5 protein-coding genes and 1 pseudogene are annotated in these 8,324 nt (G+C 42.5%); all 6 read right to left on the bottom strand.

Annotated elements, in window-relative coordinates; all coding sequences use genetic code 11:
- Window positions 1–240, bottom strand: a pseudogene (locus tag AC1DND_RS13145) (alpha-galactosidase); the annotation flags it as partial.
- Window positions 241–384: 144 nt separating this feature from the next.
- Window positions 385–1,896, bottom strand: coding sequence for a family 43 glycosylhydrolase (locus AC1DND_RS13140; RefSeq protein WP_477582187.1), 1,512 nt, complete (start codon window positions 1,894–1,896; stop codon window positions 385–387).
- 49 nt (window positions 1,897–1,945) lie between these two features.
- Window positions 1,946–3,898: a sialate O-acetylesterase gene (locus AC1DND_RS13135; RefSeq protein ID WP_477582186.1), complete on the bottom strand. Its 1,953-nt coding sequence runs from the start codon at window positions 3,896–3,898 to the stop codon at window positions 1,946–1,948.
- A 153-nt stretch (window positions 3,899–4,051) separates the two neighbouring features.
- Complete coding sequence (locus tag AC1DND_RS13130; RefSeq protein ID WP_477582185.1) at window positions 4,052–5,530, bottom strand: cellulase family glycosylhydrolase; 1,479 nt, start codon at window positions 5,528–5,530, stop codon at window positions 4,052–4,054.
- A 96-nt stretch (window positions 5,531–5,626) separates the two neighbouring features.
- On the bottom strand, window positions 5,627–6,838 hold the full coding sequence (locus tag AC1DND_RS13125; RefSeq protein WP_477582184.1) for a glycan-binding surface protein: 1,212 nt from the start codon (window positions 6,836–6,838) through the stop codon (window positions 5,627–5,629).
- A gap of 32 nt (window positions 6,839–6,870) precedes the next feature.
- Window positions 6,871–8,324, bottom strand: a 1,454-nt coding sequence (locus AC1DND_RS13120; protein ID WP_477582182.1) for a RagB/SusD family nutrient uptake outer membrane protein, incomplete at its 5' end; no start/stop codon positions are given.

The raw sequence follows: 8,324 nt of genomic DNA, 5'->3' as shown, positions 1-8,324 counted from the left end.
ATTCATAACATGATCGCCCATTTTAACTGGCGTTGCTCCCGGAGATAAACTTAACAGGATATGCCGTCCGGTTTTATCTATTGCTTTGCGAAGTGCCTCAATTTCTGCCTTTTGTACATCATCATAAGGACGTGAAATATCGTCGCACTTGATAAAATCCACTCCCCAGTCGGCATACATCTGCACAATGGAATTATAGTAAGCCTGACCTTCAGGGCTATTGGCATTAACACCGTACATATCTGGATTCCATGGACAGGTAGAGCTTTTAACGGCAATATCCTGCGCTTTTACGTTTGTGCCGAGTACAGGTGTATTTTTTTCGACAGCCTGACGAGGAATTCCCCGTATAATATGAATGCCGAATTTCAGTCCTTTGAATATTTATTTTACCGGGGTATATTTAAAATTCTTAAACGTTACCTTTCCTTCTCCGATGGAACAAAGGCCGATCCGTAAGCTCAAAAATCCGCTAAGTACATTATGGTGCATGCCCGATACCTCAAAGGAATTTTCAATTTTGTTCCATTTCACACCATCTTTACTGTAATATAGATCTACCGTATTCTCTATATTTTTGAGACGCAGGAACACATGGTTGTTCACTACATTTTTTTCAGCCGGAGCTCGCCAGCCACGCAAATCGGCAACTACATCTTCATTATTGGCCAGTATCCCAGACGATGCAGTGCTGTTGTAAAAAAGAGCCAAGCCAGCAGTTGCTTTTCCTTCAATTAATACCTCAACATCAACGGTGTAGGAATGGTCTTCGGGTATGCATAATAAAGGAGAACTATTGCCTATAGTATTTCCTTTTGCTTTAACAGACAAGCTATTGTTAGCCAATTTAAACCTATTGGTATCCAGCTCATCAAAGAATTGCCATTGAGATTTTAATTTATGACCCGCAAAATTATCGTTCAGGTTGAAATTGGTTGTAGAGGGGGCCAAATCTGGCTTTCTGATCGGTTTACTGTCGATTATACCTGTGGGTACTTTGTACCAGCCGTCTTTTGTCCATTCTATAGGCAGAAGCATCGTTTGGCGGCCTTTGTTGTAAAAGTCTTTTTCGTAAGCATGGAACACCATCCACCAGTTTCCTTTTACATCATCGATTATGGTAGCATGCCCTTTTGATCTCCATTTTTCAGATTTCTCTGTTGTTCTTACAATCGGATTATAGGGAGAGTTTTCCCATGGCCCTGACAGTGATTTTGACCTTGCAGATACGACCATGTGACCAGTTATCGGACCTGCTGTTCCGCCTTCGGCTACAGTAATATAGTAATATTCTCCCCTTTTTATCAATTTAGGGCCTTCCAGGCAAAAACACTCAATAGACCAGTTTCTAGGGATGGGCCAACCTTTGTATGAACTCTTTTGGTTTCCTGTGGTGGAAAGGCCATCATCAGATAACGGCACAAATCCTCCGTCGCTGAAGAATAAATACCTTTTACCCTGCTCATCTGTAATGTGTCCGGGGTCGATGTTGCCGATTTTCAGGTCAACCGGTTCACTCCATTTACCCGCGATCGAATCTGCGGTTACCACATAATTGGTACCGTTTGCCGGGAAATAGATATAAAACTTATTTTTATACTTCACCAGATCGGGTGCATACACCGAACCCACTTTTTTGTTCAAGGCGTGAGCTACTGGTTTCCAGTTGATCAGATCTTTTGAATGCCAGATCAATAAACCTGGATAATATTCGAAAGATGAATGTACCATGTAATAATTATCCCCATCGCGTAATATACTAGGGTCGGGATAATCTCCTGCGAAAATTGGATTCGTATAGAAACCCGGGGCCTTCGGGTTCTGAGCTACCTGGTATTGCGCTGTTGCACAAATACTAAACTGCAGCAAAAAAATTGTGATTATAAATTTATTCATATTGTTTTATTCGGTAAAAAGTATTGTTAACCTGTAATTATAGGCTTGATTATTTCTGTGTAATTCCTTTCCAATTATCTGTTCTGAAAGGGATGGCTGGCAAGCCTTCGGCATTTATCAGGTTACATTCGGGATTATCAGCCCAGGCATAGCGTACCGCTTGCGGATCCCGCACCTGATCGGCATAAACCACCACATATTTTCCCTCTATGGTGGCTTTAGCCCAGTAAAACTGTTGATCATTACCAGCTATGGAGAACCCTGTTATTTCTTTGGCATCTTTGCTTCGGAGGCCAGCTGAAACATTGTTAAAACTAATGTAGATACGATTTGCTTCTTTCCGGTAACTTTTATACAAAGGGCCCGATGCTGTTACTTTTTGTTTGTACACCTGTTTATTGGCATTTAATGCCAAGCGCCGGCCAACCTCCTGTTTGTTCTTTGGATGGATATTATCTGCTTCACCGATATCGATGATGCAGGCCATACCAGTATTGGGTTGCGATAATGTTAACGTTTGGGCTTCCCTTAACTCGGCCCATTCACTTTCGGAAGGAAGCGGCTTTCTTTTTTTGAAATTTGCGAGCTGAACATACATAAATGGCAGATTGCCCTGTTTCCAACGTTTTCGCCAGTCGTCAATCAGCATGGGAAATAACTTTCGGTAGTTATAGGCCTCGGCCTCATTGGCTTCTCCCTGGTACCAGAGAAATCCTTTGATACCAAAAGGAATAACCGGGTTAATCATTGCATTGAACAGCAATGAGGGATAATTTTGATAATTTTTTATTTGGGGCAAGCCTGGTTCAAGGTCTTTTTGATACCGCCATTTTCCAGCTAAAGAAACTTTAACAGCACCATCAGTGATATTAATTTCCTCTGCAGGAGGATTTATGCCACCACCACCCCATAACATTGCTATCCTGAGGCTAATCGTATTTTCGCCTTTTCTAATTAATTTAGCAGGAATGGTATAGGATTGTTTCGGATCACTGTTCCATATGGTTTTACAGATTTCTTCGCCATTGAAATACATCGAATAGTTCATTTCCGGGTGTCCGAGATGCAGGGTTAAATCTTTTCCATAAAAGGATTCGGGTAAGATTATCTTTTTACGCAGCCATACCATCCCTTCATAAGGCCCGATGCCAAAATCTTTGATCAGCCGGGGCATTTCTACAGTGGGCCAGCCCGAATCGTCATAACTGGTTGCTGGTATTGTTTTATCCGTATTTTTTTGCGGGTGATATACGATGTCCCAGAAACGGATCAGATTAAGGCTATCATTTACAAAACTTTGTTCACTTAGCGTATCGTTGGCAATCATGCGTGTTTTGGTGATCGGTGAAGTCAGCAATTGCTCCCGGCTTGTCCACGACTCTATAGGCGTGCCTCCCCAAGTGCTTTGGATAATACCAATGGGAACATGCTGATCACGATGTATTTTTCGGGAAAAATAATAGGCAACAGCCGAAAACTGCGGCACATTTACAGGATTACAAACTGCCCATGTTCCCCCAGGGATATTGTGCTGTGGTGTTAATTTCTTATCGTGCGCTACCTGAAGCAGGCGTATTTCTGGATAATTGGCATTTGAAATTTCATTATCTGCATCCAGGGATTGCTTTACCTGCCACTCCATATTCGATTGCCCGGAAGCCAGCCATACATCGCCAATAAGAATTCCATTAAGCTTGATTTCTGAGCCCGGTTTTCCCTGTTCTGAAATTTTAAGTGCATAGGGACCACCTGCTTTATGCACCGGAAAACGGATGATCCATTTCCCTTCATGATCTGCTATCGCGACAGCACGGAATCCCCCTAGCTCGGCTATGATATGTGTACCCGGTGCAGCGTTTCCCCAAACCGGAATTTTAATACCTCTTTGCAAAACCATATTATCGCCAAAAAGTTTTGGCAGAACAATCTGGGTATGACCTTTTACCTGGATAAAAAGGAGCAATATAAAAAATATAAACCAGGCTTGTATTCGTACGCTCATTATTTGTGTGTATAATCATTCTCTCGGAGATGGAGGCTTTCCATCCATCAATAGCTAAGCTTCCACCTGGCCGGGAAATTTATATTTACCAAAATCTACGGCCCATGAAGAACCGTAGATTTATTATTTCTTACTGTATAAATACAGTTGCTTTTACTTAGATCCGGCAATAAGGGCATTTACGATCCCCTGATCGAGAACTTTATTATTTCTTCGGTCTAAAACGGTACCTTGTTCCCAAAAGAAGGGCTTGAGGCCAGATTTAATGGCCTGTTGGGTTGAATAAGTTGTCCAGTAATCTATCGACTCATTGTGTTTTGCCATATCCGAAGGCAGATAATTGGAATTTGTTCTCCTGAAAGCTGCATATTCACCCAGTATTACCGGAATTCCTTTATCGACAAACTTGGCTTTCATCAATGCATATAATCTTGATAATTCACTTTCTTCACCCCAGGTTGCATTTCGGCTAGGATCGATAACCGAATGATGGCCCGATCCCCAGTAGTAGAACATTTTACCCCAACTGGCATCACCATCAAGCAATATTGTAAATTGAGATGGCGTATAGTTATGCACCTCAACCATCATGCGGTTAGGCACCTGATCTGTTGGAAGGGTATTCATCAGATTATTTGTTTTTTCGAAATCAGTGCCTGGCCCCTGAACAACCAGCACACGGTAACTGTTTCTGCCACCTGTAGCACGAACGGCATTTATAAATGTTTGGTGGTAACTGTTTAATATTGCCATCTGTTCTGCATTTTCGGCAGGAGGTTCATTTGCACTGGCAAACATCAGATGCTCATCAAAATCTCTCATGGTTGTAGCAATCTGCTCCCATAATGCCTTTTGTTTCGCATTAACCAGCTCTTTCTTTGCCTGGTTGATATTCTGATCCAGCCAGCCCCCGTCCCAGTGGATATTCAGCAGTACATACATATCATTGTCTACACAATATTTAACTACTTCTTTAACACGGTTAAGCCATACAGGATCGATGGTAGCCTTTTGCTCGTCGCTCAAATGTTTCCAGTCCCAGGCGCAAGGAATGCGTATTGCATTAAAACCTGTCTGTTTTACAAATTTCACATACGATTCAGTAATCTGGGGGTTACCCCAGCCCGTTTCGCCGCCCTGAGCTTCCATTGTATTTCCAATATTCAGGCCCAAATTCATTTTCGCCGCCAGTTGTACCGCTGTGCTGCCCATACCTGTTTGGTCGGGGGCTTTGGGCGATGTATTATAGGAAGGATATAGTGTACTCGTTTGCGATATCGTAATCCTTCGGGCCTGTCCGTTATCTGAATTAACCACCATTACCGCAGCACGGGAAACACCTGTAAGATTAGGCATTGCGGTTAACTTTAATTCGGTATTTCCTTCATTTCCAGCAGTCTGGTTAACCTGCAACCAAAGATCGGCAGGATTTTTAGTATTCCACTTACCATTGCTGGTAACCGTTATATTGGAGATGCCTCCATCAGGCAGAAAAGCAACATCCGATGTAGAAATGCTGAGCTGTGGTTGAACTTCTTCTTTCTTTTTACAATATGCGGTAAGCAGGCTAAAGGAGAGCAATACCAAGATATATAGGCATCCTTTTATTTTTACATTTCCGAAGCGGCTCATAAGTTTGTTTTATTTTTCTTCTTAAGATTATAGGAAATCTTTCCCATTGCTATAATTAAAACATACCGGCCCGTAAATTACGGGCCGAATTATTGCTTATCTTATTTTTACGATCCTGATATTATCAACAGCGGCTTCAAAGTCGGTGACGACAGTTTTACCATCATTGGTAAAAGTGACGTTGATTGCTCCATTTCCGGTCGAACCGAGTAACTCGGTCAAGGTCTGAGCTGGCAGTCCGTTCTTTAAAAAGTTCGATAATGGAACAGTGACTGTTTGCCAGCCATTTGTTTTAAATGAAGTGTTAGAACCGTTAGCATTTTTCCAAGGGCGATAAAAAGCAGAATAGTCAAATGTATAGTCTTTAACAATCTGAATGGAACCATCGGTCCAAGGCTTCTTAACAGCGATTTCAAATTTTAATGAATACTTGTTCAGAGTATCTTGCAAATTGGCTTTAGGAACCCACTGAACTGCGTTGGTATTGATGGAGCGTCCGCCTTCCCACCAGCTTCCATTGCCAGCAGGGATATTTGTTGCCTTTAATATTCCATAGTTACCATTATTCCCCGGGAAATTCACAGCGCTGTTTGAAACATCAGAACCCCAGCTGAAGGTATTTATACCGTCATAGTTATTTAATACACCTGTTGTAAAATCATGAACGTTGTAAAAGGTGGTGGCTGTACCCGATTTTGTGGTCACAATAACAGGTCCAGGTGTAGAAACACTTGCAGGAACTGCCATACTTATGGCGGTACCATCATTTGCGCCCTTAARGCCCGTTACCTCCACCCCAGCATAGCTTACCCGTTGAATAAAAAAGAAATTTAATCCTTTTATCGTAACGCTATCGCCAGGATTGGCGCTTTCATTTGATATTTCGGAAATCGTAGGTGCAGGAGCAACGATCGGAAATGAAAAGGTAGTTTCGCCCTTTGTGGTTACAAAACGTATGATATTAAGCTGCGAAGGTTCTACCAAAGGGAAAGGAATTACTGCCGGCATTAATACGATTGCACTTGTATCAGAAAACCAGGCGTCGTTAAATGAGCCCTTTACTCCGTTAAAATAAATCTGGAGTGCTCCTTTTAGGTTACTCCCTGTAATTACAACCCATTTTCCGGTTCCTACCCTGGTTAAGAGCGAATCGCCCGGACTGGGTACATAATTACGTACTCCAGTAATAACCGGTGGACCTGATGATGAGGAGGATGCATCTTTTTTACAGCCTTGAACTGCAAAAAATATTATTGCAACTAAAATAAGTAACAAATGGCTATTGGCCCTGTTTAACAGATTTTTCATATCTTTTTTGATTAATAATAAATTAGTCCGAATTAATAATATGCCACTGGTGGATCCAATAATTTCGGATCGGCAGTTATCTCTGTGGCCGGTATAGGCAAAGTAAAGGTTGCAATGGTTGGTGCTGTAATAACTATCCCATTGTTATTTCTGGTCTTCTTCCCTGTAGCTGGATCATAAGCAAACTGAACCCTGGTTTTCTTCTGAATCTGATTGTTCAATATGTTAACAGCCCCTTGTGGATTATAATATGAAAGGCGAACCAGATCAAACCAGTACTGCCCCTCATATGCCAGCTCAATCCTTCTTTCATTTCTAAGTGTTTCCGTGGTGATTGTTGTTACCGGATCAACACCAGCCCTTTTCCTTACCATGTTGAAAACCCTTAATGCTTCTGCATCAGAAGTTGAACTACTGGTTCCTAGTAAGGCCTCAACATACACCAGATAAACATCAGCCAGGCGTAAAACCGCATTATGTTCGCTAGAAGACCATATGTCCATCGTTGGTGCGTTATTATCGATAGCAGTACCAACAATATGTTTTTTAACGCTGCATGAGGTAGCAGTATACCCTCCGCCAGCTGCGTTCAGTTCGGGATAGTGATCGCCTGTAAGCATAAAGGTCGCTTTGCGTCGTATAGAATCCTGAGGTGTATATAAGGTATCAAGATCAACGGTTGGTCCAATGGCACCGCCCCATCCTCCACCAGGCGGAACTATGCTCCCGCTGGGTGCAAACTGGGTCTGCATCGCATTACCATTACCATAACCCACACCAGGTGCCCACTGAAAGGCAAAAAGTGATTCCTGGTTGTCATTAAACTGTGTTCTAAACAGGTTGTAATAACTTGGCAAAAGGGTTAATCCACTGGTATTGATTACATTTTTAGCGAAAAATGCAGCACTGTCTAAATCCGACTGGCGTCTGCTTCCGCTGATACCGGCTTTTGTTAAATATACTTTGGCCAGCATACCCTGAGCAGACCAGGTAGTTACCCTTCCTGCCTGATCGCGTGGTGGCAATGCGCCTGCGGCAAACCTTAAGTCGCTGATGATAAATTTGTATACATCGCTAAGCAGGTGACGTGGCAACAGTGGATTTTTTATTAATTTATCATTATCCTCAATGATGGGCACTGCCCCCCACAACTGTGCCAAATGAAAATACGCAGTGGCACGCAAAAACTTCAGCTCTCCAAGTGCCCCATTTTTACTTTTGAGGGATACGCTATCTGGCACGTTATTAGTGATTGCCTTAATATTGGTATTACAATGCGCCACTATTTTATAAAAACAGCGCCATGAGGTACCAATTTGTCCATTATTGCTGGTTACCGCAAACGAAGTCAACTGGGCAAGGTCAGCATTATAAGGCTGCAACATATTGCCGCTCAGAATGTCGCCGATACCGAGCAAAGGGAAACTGTTCCAATCGTTCCATGGCTGCGCATAAAGGGCAGCTGGCTGCGCATAAAGGGCAGCTG

Source organism: Pedobacter sp. 01N416, from assembly GCF_056399685.1.
The sequence above is the reverse complement of the archived record's forward strand: the minus strand, read 5'-3'. Positions and strand labels throughout refer to the sequence as shown.